Genomic DNA, 17,937 nt, shown 5'->3' on the forward strand with positions numbered 1-17,937 from the left:
GAGAAATTCCCGATCTTTTCGGCTCTGGCCAGGTGAACGGGGGCTCACCGTACCGGACAGTTGCACCCGGCACCTTCCAAGCGGGTCCGTCCACAGGCCACAAGGGCATTGAGGTCAATTGGACTTCACCCGTTTCTCTAGACAATTTTCCGCTTCCGGTTGAAGTCGCCGTACCTGTGCGGTCGGTTGAGGTCCAGTCCCGCGAACGACCGGTTGCGGCAATCACGAAATTTCGGGCATCAGGTTTGAATGTCCCGATCCTGTCTGAAGTAGCAGCCAACGGCCGGCGCCCCATCCAAGAAGCCGAACTCCACGTTTTCGAGCCGTGGCCATTTCGATTCTGCCGGTTAACTTGTTCGGGCTGACGCCCCGGTTGAATCAGGACCCCTCGCGGACAGCAGCGACTCGCGCGTGGAGAAAGTCAATGAAATGCATGGTGATCGAGTTGCGCGAGGTGTTGGCAGGCCAGACCGCATAGGCGCCCACGGAAGCCAAATGCCAGTCGGGCAACATTTCAACCAACGCGCCTGACGCGAGCTCTTGCGCCACCAGAAAGTCCACGGCGGCGAATGCGCCCGTTCCGGCCACGGCAAAACGCTTGGCGGTTTGCCCTTGATTCGTGGACATGCGCCCGCTCAGGGGAATGCGGAAGCTGGCTTTGCCGGGCCCCTCAAGATCGATGAATCGCGCGAGCATGGTTTCCTGGACCCAGGGCCAGGACAGGAGATCGGCCGGGTGGTGCGGCATGCCCAGTTTCGCGATGAGTGCTGGCGCAGCGCACAGGCGCCGGCGCATGGTGAAGAGCTGGCGCGCGCGCAGCGCGGAATCTTCAAGCCACCCCATGCGGATCGCAACGTCAAACCCCGCCTCGATCTGGTTCTTGCGCTCATCGTCAAGGCACAACTCCAGCTCCACCAGAGGAAAGGCTTCGGCAAACGCGAGCACATCGTCGACAAACGGGCCGTTGCTCACGACCGCTGGGGCGCCCACGCGCAGGCGCCCTGCCACCTCGGTTTGGCGATGGGCCATGCTGTTCAGCCCCTCTTCAGCGGCCTCCAGCGCGCGGGCGCAGGAGGCGTGGAACACCCGACCGTCATCGGTAAGCGCCAGACGCCGGGTTGAGCGGTAAAGCAGCGCGCAGTCGAGCCGTTTTTCCAGGCGCGAGACATGGTGGCTGATGACCGAGGGCGACAAGCCCAGTCGGTCGGCCGCGCCGCGAAACGAGCCCTCGGCCACCACGGTGGCGAACACCGCCATGCTGCGCAGATCGTCGATCATTGTTCTAATTTATGAGTGAAAGAAATTCAACTGACCCATCTTATCAAACGATGGCTGGCTTGAAACAATCCATCCATCGAACAACAACCTTTTCTGTTTTCAGCTTTCACCCCAGGACACCCATCATGAAAAACACCCTTGTCTCCACCCCCTTGTTGCTCAAAACCACGCTCGCCGCTGCACTGCTGCTGCCCGCCATGGGCGCCTTGGCTGGCGACTCCGGTTGGTATGGCTCGGTGAGCGCAGGCCGCCAGACCACCGACAGCAAAGCCGTCAACGAAGGCACCAATTCGCCAGGCACCCCCAGCTACGAACTCAAAAACAGCAACGTGGGTGGATTCGCCATTGGCCGCCAACTGGGCAATGGATTGCGCGTCGAAGCCGAACTGCGCCAACGCACACTGGACGTCGACAGCAGCTACCGCGCTGGCCCCGTGGGTGGGCGCGCCAGCGAGCAGTTCAGCGTGGCGGGCCAATTGCGCAGCACCACGGTGATGGTCAATGGCCTCTACGACCTGCCGGTGAGCGGCGCTTTCAAGCCCTACCTCAAGGCGGGCCTCGGGCTGGCACACAACCGCAGCGAGGCCGACATCAATGTGACGCCCACCTTTGCCGCCTTTGGCCTGCCAGCCAACTTCCGTTCGCCCTACCCCAAAGGCTCGGACACCAGCCTGGCCTATGCCTTTGGATTCGGTGTGGGCTACGACATCACGCAAGACGTGACGCTCGATCTGGGTTACCAATACATCAATCTGGGCCGCGCCAAGACGGGTGTGGACATGAACGGCGACGTGTTCAGCTTTGACAAACCCGCTTCGCACGAAGTGACCGTCGGTCTGCGTTACCAGTTCTGATCCCGAGGAGCCGCCATGAACACCGCCCCACCCAAGGTTGACGTTGCCGCCGCGCCGGTGCGCCGCAGGTTTTGCGCCGTGACCGTGCGCGCCATCGAAGACCTCAGCCCCCGGATGCGGCGCATCACCTTCCATGGCGACAGCCTCGAAAGCTTCGGGCCGCCCAGGCCGGGCAGCCACATCAAGCTGTTCTTTGGCGACTTGCCCCCCGGTTGGCAGCCGGTCCCAGGCCAACCGCGCCCGACTTCGCGCACCTACACACCGCGCCACTTTGACCCGGCGCGCCGGGAGCTGGTGGTGGACTTTGTGCGCCATGGCGAAGGCGTGGCCTCCCAATGGGCGGAGCAAGCCCACATCGGTAGCCCTTTGATGATCGCTGGGCCCGGCGGCGGGCAGGTGCTTCCGGAAGACCTGCGCCACCTGGTTTTGCTGGCCGATGAGTCTGCCTTGCCGGCGGTGGGCACCATCCTTGACAGCTTGCCAGCCCATTGCCTGGTGACGCTCATTGCCGAAGTGGAAGACGCAACCGACCAGCGCCAGCCCAGTGCGAACCGTTCAACCGACGTGCGCTGGTTGCTGCGATCAACCTCCCGGGCCGCTGCTGGCAGCCTGCTGCTGCAGGCCGCGAAGGGTCTCAGCCTGCCACCGGGCGCGATGGTCTGGGTCGCTTGCGAAGCCGGCGCCATGCGCGAGATCCGCAACGAGTTGCTGAACGAGGCGGGCATGGATCGCTCGTTGCTCGTGACCCGTGGATACTGGAAAGCGGGCGCCACCGACCACCCCGATCACGACACGGGCGAGTGAACCCATTCTCTGACTCGCCGATGCCGAACATCGCCCCACACCCAACCAAGGACCTCATCATGAAAATCGCCATCACCGCCGCCAGTGGACAACTGGGTGCCGAGATCGTCAAAGCCACCATTCAACTGGTGGGGGCCGACAACGTGGTTGCCGTGGCGCGCACGCCAGAAAAAGCGAAGGCGCTCGGCGTTGAAGTTCGCCCCGGCAGCTACGATGACCGCGACGCCATGGCGCGTGCTTTTGCTGGCGTTGACACCGTCTTGCTGGTCTCGGGCATGGATGCGCCGGACAAGCGCATCGCCCAACACCGCAACGTGATCGAAGCGGCCAAGGCCGCGGGTGTGCGCAAGCTGGTTTACACCAGCGTGCAAGGGCCGGAGGTGGATTCGGCTTTCTCGCCCATCGTGCAAAGCAACCGCCAGACCGAAGAAGACGTGAAAGCCAGCGGGCTGGACTGGGTGATCGGTCGCAATGGCATTTACATCGAACCCGATGTCGAATACATCGCCAAATACCAGGCCGCCGGTGAAATCGCGAACTGCGCGGGCGATGGCTTGTGTGGCTACACCACCCGAGCCGAGCTGGCCTATGCCTATGCGCGCATGCTGACCGAGCCGACGCACAACGGACAGACTTACAACCTCCATGGCGAAGCGATCACACAGTTTGCGCTGGCGCAATACCTCGGCGAAGCATTTGGTTCATCCTTGCGCTACCGGGCCATGGAAGTGGCCGCTTACCGTGCTGATCGGGTTGCTGAACTCGGTGAGTTCATTGGTAACGTGATCGCTGGCATTTATCAGGGGATTCGAAGCGGCGCGTACAACGCGCCCAGTGACTTCGCCCAAGCAGCCGGCCGCGAACACCAAAGCTGGGGCGACTATTTCCATGCGCTGAAATCCTGAGCAATGCCCGGCCACCGCCGCCCGCGGGCCGGGCATTGAAACTGCAAGGAATCGCAAGCCATGAAAAACATCAAGATCGCCATCTGGGCCATTCCCGCCATCCTGACCGCACTCTGGGTCGCCGCCAGTGTTCCCCTGCCCGACACCCTGAGCTTCATCGCCATCCGCAACCTCGTGGTGCAGTATTCCGGCGTGCTGGGCATGGGCGCGATGAGCGTGGCCATGATCCTCGCCACGCGCGCGCGCTGGCTGGAGTCCTGGGTGAACGGGCTGGACAAATCCTATCGCCTGCACAAATGGCTGGGCATCTCGGCGCTGGTCTTTTCGATCGCGCACTGGGTCGCTTCGCAAGGGCCAAAATGGATGGTGGGCCTGGGCCTGATCGAAGCACCCAACCGCGGCCCCAGAGGGGGCAGCGCGCAGGCGCTGGAGGGCATTCAGGGCTTCTTCATGAGCCAGCGCGGCTTGGCAGAGAGCGTGGGTGAGTGGGCCTTTTACGCAGCCGTTCTGCTGATCGCGCTGGCGCTGATCCAACGCTTTCCCTACCGGCTTTTCGCCTCGACACACACGTTGATCGCTATCGCTTACCTGGCGCTCGTCGCCCACAGCGTGGTGCTGCTCAACTTCGATGACTGGGCCCAACCATTGGGAATGACGATGGCACTGCTCATGGCGGGCGGCGTGGCCTCGGCGCTGTTGGCGCTGTCGCGCCAGATTGGCCGGGGAAGCCGTGCCGCCGGCCAGATCACGAAGATCAGAACCTTTCCCGAGTTGCATTCCACAGCGGTGAACATCACCCTGGATGAAGGCTGGGCCGGTCATGCAGCCGGGCAGTTCGCGTTTGTCACCTTCGATCCCAAAGAGGGTACCCACCCTTTCACCATCGCCTCAAGCTGGGACCCCGCCACACGTGAGGTGTTGTTCATATCCAAAGCGCTGGGCGACTACACCGACATCTTGCCCAAGACCCTGTCTGTTGGCGAAAAAGCCACGGTCGAGGGACCTTACGGTCGCTTCACGTTCGACGATGGCCTGGACCGCCAGATCTGGATCGGCGGTGGCGTGGGCATCACGCCCTTTATCGCCCGCATGAAACATCTGGCGAAAACGCCGGGCACGAAGTCTGTCGATCTGATCCACAGCACAAAAGAAGTGTCTGCTGCAGCACTCGCCCTGCTCCAGGCCGATGCGAAGGCCGCTGGTATCCGCCTGCATGTGCTGGTCGACGACAAGGACGGCTTTCTCACCGGCGAACGCCTGCGCAAGCTGGTTCCCGATTGGAAGTTGGCCTCAGTCTGGTTCTGCGGCCCAGCCGGTTTTGGCCAGACACTGCGCGGCGATCTGATGGCCAGCGGCCTGACCCCAGACCGTTTCCACCAAGAAATTTTCAACATGCGGTGAGCCCCCGCTCCCGATCCTCAAGCCGACTTCAAAGGAATTCCCCCATGATCACCCGATGGTTCGCGGCCCTCTTGGCCATTCTGGGTTTGTTGCCGCTGGCAGCAACCGCACAACAGCCGTTCGACTACGAGAAAACGAAAGCCCAATACAGCGTGCGGGACTACGCCCAGTCGAAGCTGCCCGAACGGGGCTACGGCTACTACAAGATCGCGGAGAACGCCTGGTTCGTGCACGACGACTTCGAGAACATGGTCTTCTTTGTCACCGACGACGGCGTCGTCGTGGTCGACCCGAAACCGGACGTTTCGCCCCTTGTGCTGGAGGTCATTCCGCAGGTGACCAACAAGCCGATCACCCACGTGATCTACACCCACCACCACCGCGACCACAGCGAGGGCGCCTACCTGTTTCCCAAAGAGGCCAAGCTGATCGCGGCCCGAAGAACGGCGGACTTCCTGGCCACGGCCAAAGATCCCAAGCGCCCTCAACCCGATGTCGTCTTTGACGGGGAATACGTGCTGGAAACCGGTGGCCTGCGCCTTGAAATGAAAGACCTCGGCCGGAACTGGCATTCGCAGGATGACATGGTCATCTGGGCACCCCAGCAGAAGATCCTCTTTGCGATCGACATGTTCCATCCCGATGCCGCTCCGTGGATTCACTGGGGCGAAAGCTCCGACCCCTGGTTTGCATTCGGCCTGCCCGACCTGCTGCTGAAGCAATACGACTTCAACTTCGTCATCGTCGGACACGAACGGATCGTCGGTACGCCTGAGCACATGAAGACCCACAAGGCCTTCATCGATGACATGAAGAAAACCATCATGGGCATTGTGCAGAGCGAGTCGTTCCAGAAGGGCGCCAAGGAGGCTGCAGCGCGCTATTCGCCGACCGCAACGCATTACATCTACAAAGAGGCGATCACCTCGGTCTCGAACGCCTGTGCCACGCAGATGATCGAAAAATGGCAAGGCAAGTTGCGCAACGCGCCCCTGAACATGGTCGAAAACTGCCAGACCATGTTCATCCGCCTTGCGATCCTGGAGCCATAACGGATTCCGAGAACGGCAAACTGGTGCGAAGTTCGAATCAATGCGCCCAGGCCACGCGCCGGGCCAATCGCTCAAACACCATGTCCACCACCACCGCCAGCATGCCCACCACGATGGCGCCTTGCAACACATAAGCGGTGTTGAAACCGCTCAGGCCCACGATAATCGGTGAGCCCAGCGTCTTGGCCCCCACCGTGGAGGCAATGGCCGCCGTGCCAATGTTGATGATGACCGAGGTGCGCACGCCCGACAGCCACACCGGCAGGGCCAGCGGCCCTTCAACCTGAAGCAAACGCTGCCACGGTGACAGCCCCATGCCGTTGGCCGCTTGCAGCACCGGGGCGGGCACAGCTTGCAGGCCGGTGATCGTGCCCTGCACCACCGGCAGCAAGCCATACAACGCCAGCGCCATCAAGGCGGGCAACTCGCCAAACCCCACGGCCGGCACAGCCAGCGCCAGCACCGCCACAGGCGGCAATGTTTGCCCCATGGACACCAGCGTTTCCAACACCGGCCGAAAGGCGCGCCCCTGGGGACGTGTGACCCAGACCCCGGCCAGTGTGCCCACGAGCACCGAAGCGGCACCCGACACCCCCACCAGCAGCAGGTGTTGCCACAGCAGTTGCGTGAACGGCTCCTGCCGGTAAACCGGGCGCTCCAGCTGGGGAAACAAGCTGGCAAACAGCGGCTCGCTGTGCGGCAGGCCCACCACCAGCGCTGCCAGCAAGAGCGCGGCCCAGAGCAGCTTGTCGCTGAGCCAGTGGTGGCGCGGTTTAACCATGGGTCGCCCTGGCATCCCGCCGCTGCGGGTCGCCCACGCGGGCGCGGTTGAACAAGTCGGCTGCGTGCAGCACACCGGTGTGAGCACCTGCGTCGTCCAGCAGATTCAGGGTGTCGCAGCCATGCAAGGCCAGTGTGGACAAGGCCTCGCGCAGCGAGGCGCTGGCCGGCAAACTGGGCCCGGTCTGCGCCACCCCGGCGCGCGCCAGGCTGCCCGCGCTTTGCAGCGACAGCAGCTTGATGCCCACGTCGCTGCGGCCCACAAAGTCGGCCACCCGGTCATTGGCGGGCTGGCCCAACAGCGCCAGCGGCGTGCCCACTTGCGCGATGCGGCCCTGCTCCAGCAAGACAATTTGGGTGCCCAGCCGCAAGGCTTCATCGATGTCGTGCGTGACCATGACGATGGTCTTGCCCGAGGCCTGGTGAATGCGCTTCACCTCGTCTTGCAAGGCCGCGCGAATGAGCGGGTCCAGCGCGCCAAAAGGCTCGTCCATCAACAGCACCTCCGGGTCGCCCGCCAGCGCGCGCGCCACGCCCACGCGTTGCTGCTGTCCGCCGGACAACTGGTGTGGCAAGCGCGGGCCGTAGGTGGCGGGGTCCAGGTCAAACAGGGTCAGCAGCTCGGTCACCCGCTCGGCAATGCGCTCGGGCGGCCAGCCCAGCATGGTGGGCACCACGCCAATATTGCGCGCCACCGTCCAGTGCGGAAACAGCCCCACCGACTGGATCACGTAGCCCATGCGCAGGCGCAGATCGCGCACCGGCATTTGCGCCATGTCCTGCCCGTCCAGCACCACGGTGCCGCTGCTGGGCTGCTCCATGCGGTTGATCATCTTGAGCAGGGTGGACTTTCCCGAGCCCGAGGCGCCAATCATCACCACCAGCTCGCCGCGCCCAATGGTCAGGCTCACGTCGTCCAGCGCTTTCGGTGCGTCTGGCGCGTGGCCATAGGTTTTGGAAACGTTCTTGAATTCGATCACTGCGCAAACTCCAGGGGGGTTGTGGCCGGGCGGGTCAACCCGATCAGCAGTTTGAACACGCCGTCCACCAGCGCGCCCAGCACAACGATGGGCACCACGCCCAAAAGCACCAGGTCCTGTGCGCTGCTGAACAAGCCTTCAAACATCAGGCTGCCCAGGCCGCCAGCGCCAATCAACGCCGTCACCGCGGCCAGGCCCACAGCCTGAATACTCGCTGTGCGTAGGCCGCCCAGCACCACCGGCAGCGCCAGCGGCACCTGCGCCTGCCAAAACAGTTGTGCCGGTGAAAAACCCAGCCCTTGTGCCGCTTGAGTCACCGCTGCCGGCACCTGCGCCAAGCCTGCCAGCGTGCCGCGCACCACGGGCAGCAGGCTGTACAGCGTGAGCGCCAACACCCCCGGCGCCAGGCCCACGCCACTGATGCCGGCGCGGCCCAGCGCGGGCCAGCTCGCAGCCAGCCAGGCCAGCGGCGCCATCAGCAGGCCAAACAGCGCAATCGAGGGAATGGTTTGAATGATGTTGAGCACAGGAAACATCGCCTTGCCTGCTCGCGCGTAGCGGTGGGCAGCCCAGCCCAGGGGCAGGCCCATGGCCAGTGTCAAAAACAGCGCCAGCACCACGATCTGCACATGGCGCGCGATGGCGTCCCAGTACTCGTCGCTGCGGTTGGCATATTCCTTCATGATCGACAACTCGTCGGCACCGCCACTGGCCAGCAAAAGTGCCAGCGGCAGCAAGGCCGCCATGGCCACGCCCAGGCGAACCAGCCCGGTGGCCCGCAGTGCCTGCAGCGCGTCGGCCAGCACCAGGCCCATCAGCAGCCAGAGCAACCACAGGCCGCTGCCCAGCGACGTGCGGGCAAAGGGCATGTCGGCACTCACCGCTTGTATGGCGTGGCTGGCGGCCAGCCCACCCAAGCCCACCGCCAAGCCGGTCGCCGCGGCCACGGTCAACCACAGGCCAAGGCGGCGGGGCGGGGTCAGCGCGAGCACAAGCAGCGCTGCCAGCAAGGCCGCCAGTCCCCAGACCGGTCCTTGCAACAGGCTAAAAAACGAGACCGACTCGCCCGACACCAGCCGGTTCGGGGCCACCCGCAACAGCGGAAGGCCGGCACAAGCGCCCGCCGCCATCAGCGAGAGCACCGCTTGAGCGGGCCGCCAGCGGAGCGAGTCTGCGGTGGTCAGGGGGTTAGCCACGCTCATGGCCGCCCCAGTGTGGCGTCACCGCCGGGTTTATTTCAAAAGCCCTTTGGACTTCAGGAAGTCTGACGCCACTTTTTTGGCGTCCTGGCCTTCAAGTTGAATCTTGGCGTTCAGACCTTGCAGCGTGGGGCCGTCCAGCAGTTTGAACACGGGTGCCAGTGCATCCGCAATCTTGGGGTTTTGCTTGAGGGCCGCTTCGCGAACGATGGGCGCTGGCGCGTAAATCGGTTGCACGCCTTTGGGGTCGTCCAGAATCACCAGGCCCAGGGCGGCCACTGCGCCGTCGGTGCCATAGGCCATGGCGGCGTTCACGCCCGAGGTCTTTTCCCCCGCAGCGCGAATCGTCACCGCCGTGTCGCCGCCTGCCAGGGTCAGCAATTGATCGGGCTTGAGCTTGAAGTTGTAGGCGGTCTGAAAGGCCGGCAGCGCGTCTGAGCGCTCCACAAACTCCGCCGAAGCCGCCAGCTTGAATTGCCCACCCTTGCCCAGCCACTGACCAAGGTCGTCCAGTGTTTTCAACTGGTTGGGGGTGGCCACGTCCTGGCGAATCGCGATCGCCCAGGTGTTGTTGGCAGGCGAAGGCGCCAGCCAGACGATTTTGTTTTTCTCAAAGTCCAGCGCCTTCACGCGCTCGTAGCCCGCTTTGGCGTTTTTCCAGACCGGGTTGGACTCTTCACCAAAGATGAAAGCGCCATTGCCGGTGTACTCGGGGTACAGGTCAATCTCACCGGCGGTCAGCGCACCGCGCATCACCTTGGTATTGCCCAGGCCAGATTTGTTTTCGGTCTTGATGCCATTGGCTTCCAGCGCCAGCACGATCATGTTGCCCAGCAGCTTGCCCTCGGTGTCGATCTTGGAGCCCACGCGCACCGGCGCGCCGGCCTGCGCGAAGGCGCTGCCCATGGCCAGCGAGCCGGCGATCAACAGAGCAGTTCTGCGTTGGATAAGTGTCATGGAGAAGTCCTTGAAATTGAAAAAAATCGGGGTGTTTGGGGCGCTTCACTCGGGCAGCCTCGGCAACTGGCCCCACGCCCGGGCATGAAACGCAATTGGCCCGCGACAAAGGCATGCGGCCTTGAATTTAACCGCACCTCAGCGGCGGCGGAACAAATGACGAGCAAGACCCCAAGGTCGCCACGGTAGTGCCATCGATCGCGGTCCGGCCGCTTGAGCGGGGCTGGACCGGATGCCCCACTGCCAGACGAGCTCGCAGCCCCCAGATCAGAAGATGTCAACGCCGATCTCGGGGCGCTTGATGGCAACGAACCCATGACCTTGATCATTCGCCATGCGTTGATCAAGGTCGGCAATCACCCAGAATATGGCCGCATCGCAAAGGAATCAGACCGTGAGCGTGTGTCCAGGATCAAGCAAGCCGCCCAACAGTTCATTGATCGGCCGCCGCCGCTGGAAGCCTCCCGATAGCTGGGCACCGACAGGTGCCCATGGCCCGCATCGGCTGTTTAGGAGGGTTCCCAGAGCCCACCCAATTTGTGAATCTCGTCCGCCGATTGATGAGAGACGCCCCGCAGAACGCTCGCATGGGCAGTGCGCCAATGGGCTGCATCGATCAGGGCTTGCCCTGGACGAGCCTCGATTCACCATTCGACCAATTGCCATAGACTCAACAAGCGCCACGCCCCCGCTTTGAAACAGGTCGAAAACCCATGAAATCCTCGCTCTCCAAACCCGTCTTGCCAAAGCGAATCCGTCGCTGGCTGGCTGTGGTGGCGGTGCTCGTGGGCATGGCCCTGGTGGTGGGTTTTGGTTGGCGGACCTGGAAACAAGTGCAATTCAACCAACGTGTCGCGAGCGGCGAAATCCAGGTGGAAACCCTGCGCGGCTGGATGACGCTGCCCTACATCGAGCGGGCGTATGGCGTGCCTCAGGCCGAGCTGCGCCAGGCGCTGGGCCTGCCCGCAACCGGTTTCGATGACCGCAGTGTTCACGACTGGGGCGAAGAAGCCGGTCTCGATGCCGTCGCTTCGAGGCACATCATTGAAAAGTTGATTCTGGAACACGCCCCGCCCGCTGGAGCGGCCAAGTGACGGAAATCACCGATTTTCTGCTCACCAACCTGCTGAACCACGGCGCCCTTGTTTTGGGCAGCACTTTGTTCTTGGCAGCGTTGGGCGTGCCTCTGCCGGCCTCGATGTTGGTGGTGGCCACTGGGGCCTTCAGCCAGCAAGGCGTCATGAGCTTGCAGACGGCCGCGGGCGTCGCCGTTGTGTCGGCGGTGGCCGGTGACGGCTGCAGCTACCTGTTGGGCAGGCTGGCCGGTGAGCGCTTCACCTCCAGATGGAAAGGCTCGAAAGCCTGGCGGTCGGCGGATCGGCAGTTTGAACGATGGGGCACCTGGAGCATTTTCCTGAGCCGTTTTTTGTTCACGCCCTTTGCGCTGCCGGTGAATTTGATGGCGGGATCCACCTTGTTTCCCTGGCCCCGCTTTCTGGTGGCGGTCGTCATGGGCGAGGTCATCTGGGTGACGATGTTCGGTGGCTTGGGGCTGCTGTTCGCCGACAGCTGGGAAGCGCTGAGTCAGATGGCCAGCGACCTGTCGGGTTTCTTGGTGGGCGCATTGCTGCTCGGTGTGGGGATTTATGCGCTGACCCGACGGCGTTGACAAGCCGGGCGCCTCTCGCTTCAACCGACTGCAGGAGCGGGCCAACTGGCAACGCTTGCATCCCAGGAACAACGTCTGGCACCCCTGATCGATGCGAGCCGCAACGTTCGGCGCTGCCTTCATTCTGGCGGTATCCTTGATCCGCGGATTTCTGTCCGTCCCTCAGCGTTCACATTCTGCCGGTCGAAGTTGGGGCACTGCCCCGACCTGAAGCGAAGCCCAGAGCCCGGCCCCGATCATCTGCACACGGGGTGTGCAAAACGAAAGCCAGCTTGGACCTCAAACAACTCGAATATTTTGTGAACGTGGCGGAGCTGGAGAGCGTCACCCGCGCGTCGATCTTGCTGGGCATCACCCAACCTTCACTGAGCCGGCAGATCAGGTTGCTCGAAGTGGAGTTGCGCCAGACCCTTCTTATCCGCAATGGCCGCGGCGTGCAGCCCACGGAGGCCGGTGCACTGCTGGTCAAGCATGCCCGCGCGATGTTGCTGCAGGCCGAACGGGCACGCAGGGAAGTGAAGGAGCTCCGTGGGGTGCCCACCGGGCGCGTCACGATTGGCATGCCTTCGAGCGTCAGCCGCTTTCTTTCGACGCCATTGGCATTTGCGTTTCAAGCGCGCTTTCCCAATGCGGGTTTGAGCATCCTGGAGGGCCAGACTTACATCATGGAGTGGCTCTCCATGGGGCGGGTTGATCTCGGCGTTTTGATCAATCCTCAGCCCTTGCCCCACATGGATTTGGTGACGCTGCTGACCGAGCCTTTGTATCTGGTGAGCGCCAACGAAAGCCCTGAAGGGTCAGACCTGTTTGGCCCCCCGGTGCATCTCAAGGACCTGGCGAACTTCAATCTGCTCTTGCCCTCTCGCCCACATGCCATCCGCATCTTTCTGGAAAGCCAGCTTTCACGTTTCGGGCTCAAGCTGGAAGTGGCCTGGGAACTCGATGCCTTTTCGTCCATGCTGGGTTTGGTGCGCAAAGGCTTCGGTCATGGGGTCATGCCGGAAAGTGTGTTTCGCGGCGATGAAATGCGGTCGCAGTATGTGCTGAGGCCCATCGTTGAACCCGATCTGATCAGCACGGTCGCTGTCGCCACCAACTCTGCGCGCCCCCTGTCGCCCCTGGCCGCTGGCGTGATCGCCTTGATGCAGGAAATCGTCGGTGAGGACGGTTCAACGGGCATAGGGCACTAACCGTTGGCGATGATTGCCAATTTCGCACGGCGATCGATCGCAGTGCTGCGCATGGAATGCGGAAGCGAACCCGACTGAGTTTTTCGAAAAATGCTTCGATGGGATGGGCCCGCTGCGCTGTGTTCACCGGCCATAGGAAAGACACATAGCTGCTAGTGATCATGGTCTCTATTTCCCGGAGATGTGGCCTTCTATAGTTCAGCGCACTCGCCCATAAACCGATGCGCGAGTGCAAGCGCCCGCGGCCGCTCCCTCCTTCGCGAGAAGGCGTTTACCGGGCCAAGAACGCCAACAAAAGAAAGACACCCTATGCCCATCGGACCCAACATCCTCGCCGACAGCGGCACGCCCCTTTTTTACGAACTGGTCAACCCAGGTGAGGTCGGCATCACGCCACCCGAATCGCGAATGGGCGACAGCCTTCGGACCTGGGTCCGGTCACTCTCGGTGTTCCAGAAAGAAGCGTTGGTCGCGTCGGCACGCACCGGCCGGACCTGGCGCCTCGCGTCGGACGAAGGCCCCTACCTGGATGGCCACGACGCCGCGCCCTGCCCGCTCGCCTTCCTGAGCGTCGGCATGATTGCCAGCTACATGAACGAGATCACGGCCCTGGCGAAATCGCAAGGCGTGGCCATCCGGAAGCTGAAACTCACACAGGACAACTACTACACCATGAGCGGCTCGATGCCGAAAAGAACCATGGTCGGCGGCGCCCTGCCCGTGGAGCTGCTGGTCGAAATCGACTGCGATCTGGAAGATGGCGAGCTGAACCAGTTCTTGATGAACGCCATCCACGCGTCGCCGCTCAACGGGTTGATGCGAGGCCATCTGGAAAGCCTGTTCACCTTGTCAAAGAACGGGATCGAGTTGCAACCCGCCAAAGCGCTGCGGATGCCAGGAGCGGTGTACCCCGATCCCGGTGACCATTTCGGCGAGGCCCAACCGGTCAGCGACCCTGCGATTGACCGCCTTTGCTGGCCCAAGGGAACGACAGCGAAAAAAGAAGTCGCTGGCGGCACCTCCGCCGCAGGCTCGTCACTGGCGGCAGAACAAAACCGGCAACTGAACATCGGCGCGACCTGCACCCTGCGCGAAGACGGGATGAAAGAAATCGTGCAATTGCAGTATTCGCCCCACGGCACGTCGTTCAATTTCCTCTCGGAAGAGGCGCCTGAGAACGGCGGGCTGGGCCGTGCACCCGATGCCAACAGCTACATCAGCGCAGGCATCGGCTTTTGCTTCATGACCCAGTTCGGCCGGTTCGTGAAAATGCTGAACCTCGACCTGTCCGACTACCGCATCGTGCAAGACAGCCACTTCTCGTTGGGGGGCGCTTCCGGTGGCACCGGCAAGGCGGGAACAGCAGATCCGCTCGAGACCCATGTCTACCTGGAAACCAGCGAAAGCGACGACGTGGCGCGCGAGATGCTGGACATATCGGAGCAGACCTGTTTTCTGCATGCGTTCTGCAAAACCGATTTGAAAACCAAACTCAAAGTCCAGCGAATCTGAAGTTCGCCGACACCGCCTGATGCTCACCGTTGAGCGGGGTCAGGCGGCGTTGTGATCTGAACACTTCAAGGCGAACGGCTGCAGTCATGCGCTGCGGCCGCTCGCCATGCTGTTCTTGGACACAAAGGGGTGAAGATCAGACCTCGGCAAGGGTCGGCCACCAAGGGTGCGCGCAGCCTCTGGCCACCCGGGCGCAATCAGTATCCCGACGCCTGCCGGTTGCGCAGTTCGTTGCGACCGCCGCTGAACGACGAGACGCAAAACGGTACGACGAAGTTCAGAACCCCGTGCCACCATGAAAAGGATCCGCCATCCAGCAACTGCGGCCCTTGATTGATCAGGTTGAGCACCACGCCAACGACGGAACAAACCTTCAGGGCGAAGCCCAGCACCCGCCGGTTGCCGGCATGGCGGATGATCTGCACGAAGTCGTTGGCCCACTGGGGGCTGTTCACGATCAGCAACCGACGCATGCGGGTCGAACTCATTGCACACCTGCAAAGTTGCGGCCCGCTGCCGCCCAGGCTGTCACAACTGGACGGTGATCCACTTCAGTTCCGTCATCGCTTCCAGGTCGGCATCGGTGCCTTCGCGGCCGACACCGCTTTCGCCGTTGCCGCCAAAGGGCACATGGGCTTCGTCGTGGATGGTCGCGCCGTTGATGTGACACATGCCCGCGCCGATGTTGCGCGCAAAGTGAAAAGCCTTGTCGATGTCTTTGGTGAAAATGGCCGAGGACAGACCGTATTCAGAGTCGTTGGCCTTCGCCAAGCCCTCTTCATAGCTGTCGATCGGATAGATCGAGGCCACGGGTCCGAAGGTTTCGGATTTGCAAACGGTCATGTCTTCGGTGACGCCGGTCAGCAGCGTGGGCTGGCAGCGGTTGCCCTCCCATTGCCCGCCTGTGACGATGGTCGCGCCCTTGGCCACGGCATCGGCAATGTGGTCTTTGACACGCTTGCGTTGCCGCTCGGAAATGATGGGCGCAATGACGGTGTTGGGGTCGCGCAGATCGCCCATGCCCACCTTCGAGGCCACCATGGCGAACCGTTTGACGAACGAGTCGTACAGCGGGCGTTCGACATAAAACCGGCTGGACCCAATGCAGGCCTGGCCGGCGAACATGAAAATGGAGCGGGCGGCCAGCGGCACAACTTTGTCGAGATCCGCATCGGCCAGGATGACCGTTGGGCTCTTGCCGCCCAGTTCCAGCGTGTTGGGTGTCTTGTTCTTCGCACAAATTTCACTGATCAGCTGACCGACAACAGACGAACCGGTGAAGGTGACAAAGTCGACGTCTTTGTGGCTCGTCAAATCGTTGCCGATTTCATGGCCAAAGCCGGTGACCAGGTTGTACGAACCGGCCGGAAATCCCGCCTCGGCAACGATCTCGGCGAACAACACCGTCAGGTGCGGCGCCATTTCCGAAGGCAGGTGCACCACCGTGTTGCCCACCGCCAGGGCATTGGCCACCAGCCGCGTCGTTTTGATCAGCGGCACGTTGAACGGCGTGATCACCGCCACCACGCCCAACGGCGCGCGAATCGACATGGAGAACTTGCCGGGCACGTCCGACGGGAAAGTTTCACCCCGCACGTTTCGGCAAAGGCCGGCGGCAGCGCGGACCATGGTCAGGCCCTTGTTGAATTCAAACAGGGCCTTTTGCATGGGCGATCCGATCTCGTCGATCAGGCAATCCAGCAGTTCGGCCTTGCGGGCCTCCATGATCTCGGCGATGCGCAACAACCAGCGCTCGCGTTCGGTCGGCGTGGTTTCCTTGTAGGTCGGGAATGCCGCCCGGGCGGCCGCAACCGCCGAGCGCACATCCGCACCGGTGCCCTTGGCCGCCCGGCAATACAGGCTGTCATCGAGTGGGTTGAGCACATCGAATGTCTCAGCGCCACTGGCGTCGACCCAGTTGCCCGCTATCCAGTGTTGAAGCGTTTTGAGTTCCGTTTTTGCGTTCATATTGTTTCCATCATTTTTCGAAATTCATGGACTGCCCTCCTATCGGAAGGCGCCAGATCAAGTGATCGCCACACCAAACATGGATTGCGGCATCAACAAAGCCAATTGCGGGAAGAGCAACAGCAGCACGATCAAGCCGAGCATGGCAAACCAGAAAGGCCAGATGCCCCGGAAGATGGTGTTCAGGTGCACCTCGGGCGGTGCAATCGACTTGACGACGAACACATTGATGCCCACTGGTGGCGAAATGAGCCCCATCTCCAGAACCAGCACCATCAACACGCCGAACCACACCATGTCAAACCCATAACTCTCCATCAACGGCTGCAGGATGGGCAGGGTCAGCACGAGGATGGCGAAGCCGTCCATGAACATGCCCAACGCCGTCAAAGCCAACAGGCAAATCACCAGAACCGCCATGGGTGACGCGCCGGTATCGATGATGGCCTGCGTCACCGCGGCGGGAAGGCCCGTGCGCGCGATGAAGGGCGTGAAGACGAAGGCACCAATGAGAATGTAGAAAGTGGTCGCGGTCGAATGCAGCGTGCTGTTGAGGGCTTCGCGCAGCGCCGGCCAGGTCAGCGAGCGCCGCACCAGACACACCACGAAAGACAGGAAGGCGCCGATGCCCGCGGCCTCGATGGCCGAAAAAACCCCGCTATAGATGCCACCGATCGACAAGAAGAGAACACCGAGAAACCAACCTGCCCGACCCAGCGAAGCGACCCTCTCACGCATCGGCACCGCGTTGGCGAGACTCGGCGCCAGCTGCGGGTTGCGGCGCACGCGCCACCAGATGGCAAAGATGAAAAGGCTGGCGAGGATCACGCCGGGGATCACGCCTGCCAGGAAGAGACGCGCTATGGACTCCTCCGTCAAGATGGCGTAGACCACAAAGCCTGCGGATGGGGGGATCAGGATGCCCAGCGTGCCGCCGGCGGCGACAGTGCCGGTGGCCAGGGCATCGTCGTAACCATAGCGCTTCATTTCAGGCAGTGCGACGCGCCCCATGGTGACAGCGCAAGCCAAGGACGAACCGGTCAGGGCAGAAAAGCCCGCGCAACCCAAAATGGTGGACGATGCGAGCCCGCCGCGCAAATGGCCCAGCCAAGCGTGCGCAGCGCTGTACACATCGCGGGTCATGCCCGACACGCCTGCCAGATTGCCCATCAGGATGAACAAGGGAAGGATGGTCAGCGCCATGTCGCTCGAGAGGTGGAATGCAGCGCCGGCCACCGTCGAAGCAACCGCACGTTCGCCACCGGGATGCACGATCCACATGCCCACGATACCGACGGCGAGCATCGCAGTGCCAACAGGCGTGCGCAAGCTCAGCAACACCAGCAAAGCTGCCAGGCCGCCGAATCCGATCATCAATTCAGACATTC

At 62.4% G+C, this 17,937-nt stretch carries 18 protein-coding genes; 10 read left to right on the forward strand and 8 right to left on the reverse strand.

Features of this window, described 5'->3' with window-relative positions; translation table 11 throughout:
* Window positions 1-378 precede the first annotated feature (378 nt).
* Window positions 379-1,278, reverse strand: coding sequence for a LysR family transcriptional regulator (locus LPB072_RS13980; protein WP_066084703.1), 900 nt, complete (start codon window positions 1,276-1,278; stop codon window positions 379-381).
* Between the two features lie 125 nt (window positions 1,279-1,403).
* Between LPB072_RS13980 and LPB072_RS13985 the strand changes: the two genes are divergently transcribed.
* The 5 genes from LPB072_RS13985 to LPB072_RS14005 are packed head-to-tail and all read left to right on the forward strand — an operon-like array spanning window position 1,404 to window position 6,294.
* Entirely contained in the window at window positions 1,404-2,132 is a 729-nt protein-coding gene (locus tag LPB072_RS13985) for an outer membrane protein (RefSeq protein WP_157694105.1), read from the forward strand.
* A 15-nt stretch (window positions 2,133-2,147) separates the two neighbouring features.
* Window positions 2,148-2,936, forward strand: coding sequence for a siderophore-interacting protein (locus LPB072_RS13990; protein WP_066084697.1), 789 nt, complete (start codon window positions 2,148-2,150; stop codon window positions 2,934-2,936).
* A 59-nt stretch (window positions 2,937-2,995) separates the two neighbouring features.
* Window positions 2,996-3,841, forward strand: coding sequence for an SDR family oxidoreductase (locus tag LPB072_RS13995; protein WP_066085013.1), 846 nt, complete (start codon window positions 2,996-2,998; stop codon window positions 3,839-3,841).
* 60 nt (window positions 3,842-3,901) lie between these two features.
* Window positions 3,902-5,242, forward strand: coding sequence for a ferredoxin reductase family protein (locus LPB072_RS14000; RefSeq protein ID WP_066084691.1), 1,341 nt, complete (start codon window positions 3,902-3,904; stop codon window positions 5,240-5,242).
* Window positions 5,243-5,286: 44 nt separating this feature from the next.
* Window positions 5,287-6,294 carry an MBL fold metallo-hydrolase gene (locus LPB072_RS14005; protein ID WP_066084688.1) on the forward strand — a complete coding sequence of 336 codons (1,008 nt, stop codon included), beginning with the start codon at window positions 5,287-5,289 and terminating at the stop codon, window positions 6,292-6,294.
* 37 nt (window positions 6,295-6,331) lie between these two features.
* Here LPB072_RS14005 and LPB072_RS14010 read toward each other — a convergent pair whose 3' ends face one another.
* The 4 genes from LPB072_RS14010 to osmF are packed head-to-tail and all read right to left on the reverse strand — an operon-like array spanning window position 6,332 to window position 10,210.
* A complete protein-coding gene (locus LPB072_RS14010; RefSeq protein ID WP_066085010.1) occupies window positions 6,332-7,075 on the reverse strand; it encodes an ABC transporter permease in 744 nt (247 codons plus the stop codon).
* Complete coding sequence (locus LPB072_RS14015; RefSeq protein WP_066084685.1) at window positions 7,068-8,054, reverse strand: ABC transporter ATP-binding protein; 987 nt, start codon at window positions 8,052-8,054, stop codon at window positions 7,068-7,070. The genes LPB072_RS14010 and LPB072_RS14015 overlap by 8 nt, the downstream gene beginning before the upstream one ends.
* Window positions 8,051-9,256 (reverse strand): ABC transporter permease, encoded by a 1,206-nt coding sequence (locus LPB072_RS14020; protein ID WP_082876682.1) that lies wholly within the window; start codon window positions 9,254-9,256, stop codon window positions 8,051-8,053. Before LPB072_RS14020 ends, LPB072_RS14015 begins: the two co-directional genes overlap by 4 nt.
* A gap of 30 nt (window positions 9,257-9,286) precedes the next feature.
* Entirely contained in the window at window positions 9,287-10,210 is a 924-nt protein-coding gene (gene osmF / locus LPB072_RS14025) for a glycine betaine ABC transporter substrate-binding protein OsmF (protein WP_082876681.1), read from the reverse strand.
* 315 nt (window positions 10,211-10,525) lie between these two features.
* On the opposite strand from osmF, the gene LPB072_RS23495 reads away from it, so the two are divergent.
* From LPB072_RS23495 to LPB072_RS14045, 5 genes are all read left to right on the forward strand, one after another.
* Window positions 10,526-10,681: a hypothetical protein gene (locus tag LPB072_RS23495; protein WP_157559328.1), complete on the forward strand. Its 156-nt coding sequence runs from the start codon at window positions 10,526-10,528 to the stop codon at window positions 10,679-10,681.
* Between the two features lie 242 nt (window positions 10,682-10,923).
* Complete coding sequence (locus LPB072_RS14030) at window positions 10,924-11,304, forward strand: hypothetical protein (protein WP_066084682.1); 381 nt, start codon at window positions 10,924-10,926, stop codon at window positions 11,302-11,304.
* Complete coding sequence (locus LPB072_RS14035) at window positions 11,301-11,879, forward strand: DedA family protein (protein ID WP_066084680.1); 579 nt, start codon at window positions 11,301-11,303, stop codon at window positions 11,877-11,879. The genes LPB072_RS14030 and LPB072_RS14035 overlap by 4 nt, the downstream gene beginning before the upstream one ends.
* A gap of 272 nt (window positions 11,880-12,151) precedes the next feature.
* On the forward strand, window positions 12,152-13,069 hold the full coding sequence (locus tag LPB072_RS14040; protein WP_066085002.1) for a LysR family transcriptional regulator: 918 nt from the start codon (window positions 12,152-12,154) through the stop codon (window positions 13,067-13,069).
* A 309-nt stretch (window positions 13,070-13,378) separates the two neighbouring features.
* A complete protein-coding gene (locus tag LPB072_RS14045) occupies window positions 13,379-14,581 on the forward strand; it encodes an OsmC family protein (protein WP_066084678.1) in 1,203 nt (400 codons plus the stop codon).
* Window positions 14,582-14,778: 197 nt separating this feature from the next.
* Here the strand turns inward: LPB072_RS14045 and nrtS are convergent, their stop codons facing one another.
* The 3 genes from nrtS to LPB072_RS14060 are packed head-to-tail and all read right to left on the reverse strand — an operon-like array spanning window position 14,779 to window position 17,935.
* On the reverse strand, window positions 14,779-15,069 hold the full coding sequence (gene nrtS, locus LPB072_RS14050; protein ID WP_197508830.1) for a nitrate/nitrite transporter NrtS: 291 nt from the start codon (window positions 15,067-15,069) through the stop codon (window positions 14,779-14,781).
* A gap of 40 nt (window positions 15,070-15,109) precedes the next feature.
* Window positions 15,110-16,549 carry an aldehyde dehydrogenase family protein gene (locus LPB072_RS14055; protein WP_066084672.1) on the reverse strand — a complete coding sequence of 480 codons (1,440 nt, stop codon included), beginning with the start codon at window positions 16,547-16,549 and terminating at the stop codon, window positions 15,110-15,112.
* A 57-nt stretch (window positions 16,550-16,606) separates the two neighbouring features.
* Window positions 16,607-17,935, reverse strand: a complete 1,329-nt coding sequence (locus tag LPB072_RS14060) for a TRAP transporter large permease (RefSeq protein ID WP_066084668.1) — start codon at window positions 17,933-17,935, stop codon at window positions 16,607-16,609.
* Between the last annotated feature and the right edge of the window lie 2 nt (window positions 17,936-17,937).

Origin of the sequence: Hydrogenophaga crassostreae (genome assembly GCF_001761385.1) — a bacterium.
Taxonomy (GTDB): domain Bacteria; phylum Pseudomonadota; class Gammaproteobacteria; order Burkholderiales; family Burkholderiaceae_C; genus Hydrogenophaga; species Hydrogenophaga crassostreae.

Excerpts from the sequence above, each read along its gene's own strand:
- osmF (WP_082876681.1), bottom strand. The coding sequence starts at position 10,210 with ATGACACTTATCCAACGCAGAACTGCTCTGTTGATCGCCGGCTCGCTG.
- LPB072_RS14010 (WP_066085010.1), bottom strand. The coding sequence starts at position 7,075 with ATGGTTAAACCGCGCCACCACTGGCTCAGCGACAAGCTGCTCTGGGCC.
- LPB072_RS13995 (WP_066085013.1), top strand. The coding sequence starts at position 2,996 with ATGAAAATCGCCATCACCGCCGCCAGTGGACAACTGGGTGCCGAGATC.
- LPB072_RS13980 (WP_066084703.1), bottom strand. The coding sequence starts at position 1,278 with ATGATCGACGATCTGCGCAGCATGGCGGTGTTCGCCACCGTGGTGGCC.
- LPB072_RS14060 (WP_066084668.1), bottom strand. The coding sequence starts at position 17,935 with ATGTCTGAATTGATGATCGGATTCGGCGGCCTGGCAGCTTTGCTGGTG.
- LPB072_RS14045 (WP_066084678.1), top strand. The coding sequence starts at position 13,379 with ATGCCCATCGGACCCAACATCCTCGCCGACAGCGGCACGCCCCTTTTT.
- LPB072_RS14030 (WP_066084682.1), top strand. The coding sequence starts at position 10,924 with ATGAAATCCTCGCTCTCCAAACCCGTCTTGCCAAAGCGAATCCGTCGC.
- nrtS (WP_197508830.1), bottom strand. The coding sequence starts at position 15,069 with ATGAGTTCGACCCGCATGCGTCGGTTGCTGATCGTGAACAGCCCCCAG.
- LPB072_RS14005 (WP_066084688.1), top strand. The coding sequence starts at position 5,287 with ATGATCACCCGATGGTTCGCGGCCCTCTTGGCCATTCTGGGTTTGTTG.
- LPB072_RS14000 (WP_066084691.1), top strand. The coding sequence starts at position 3,902 with ATGAAAAACATCAAGATCGCCATCTGGGCCATTCCCGCCATCCTGACC.
- LPB072_RS23495 (WP_157559328.1), top strand. The coding sequence starts at position 10,526 with ATGACCTTGATCATTCGCCATGCGTTGATCAAGGTCGGCAATCACCCA.
- LPB072_RS14055 (WP_066084672.1), bottom strand. The coding sequence starts at position 16,549 with ATGAACGCAAAAACGGAACTCAAAACGCTTCAACACTGGATAGCGGGC.
- LPB072_RS14020 (WP_082876682.1), bottom strand. The coding sequence starts at position 9,256 with ATGAGCGTGGCTAACCCCCTGACCACCGCAGACTCGCTCCGCTGGCGG.
- LPB072_RS13985 (WP_157694105.1), top strand. The coding sequence starts at position 1,404 with ATGAAAAACACCCTTGTCTCCACCCCCTTGTTGCTCAAAACCACGCTC.
- LPB072_RS13990 (WP_066084697.1), top strand. The coding sequence starts at position 2,148 with ATGAACACCGCCCCACCCAAGGTTGACGTTGCCGCCGCGCCGGTGCGC.